The 471-nt window shown below is 59.4% G+C and carries 1 pseudogene; it reads right to left on the minus strand.

The features are described 5' to 3' along the window. Positions 1 to 2: 2 nt before the first annotated feature. Positions 3 to 471, minus strand: a pseudogene (gene tadG, locus MUU46_RS00125) (type 4b pilus Flp biogenesis protein TadG); the annotation flags it as partial.

Raw genomic sequence — 471 nt, forward strand, 5'->3', positions numbered from 1 at the left:
TGCTAGATCAGCAGTTCCGCCCTGCCGACATCGACCTTCAGAATCTCCGCGTCGATGTATCCAAGTTGTACCCCCAGCAAGGGCAGGACCAGATTCAGGATCGGCGTCAGCAGCCCATCGACCAGAGGTGCCACCACGGAATTCACGATGAGGTCGGTGAGCGCCGTCGAGCCGCACAGCAAAGGCAAGCACAGTCCGAGCACCACGGGATTGACGTTGATGCTGGTTTTCAGGGTACTGGCGAGAAAGCCGCTTTCCGGCAACCTGCGGCTCTGGACGAGATCGGAACCGTCGGCTTTCACGTTGAATCGCGTATCGCCCGAGCTGCCGGCGATCGAGGTATCGAGCTTGAGATCCAATCGCACCAAGCCGCCAAGCACCAGAATCGAGCCGACCTGATCGATGTTGGCCGGACTGCCGATCTTTATCGTCGCTCCGCTGCTTCTCCAACCGAAGTCCAACGCGGTATCC

The organism is Scandinavium tedordense, assembly GCF_024764965.1.
GTDB classification, from domain to species: Bacteria; Pseudomonadota; Gammaproteobacteria; order Enterobacterales; family Enterobacteriaceae; genus Scandinavium; species Scandinavium tedordense.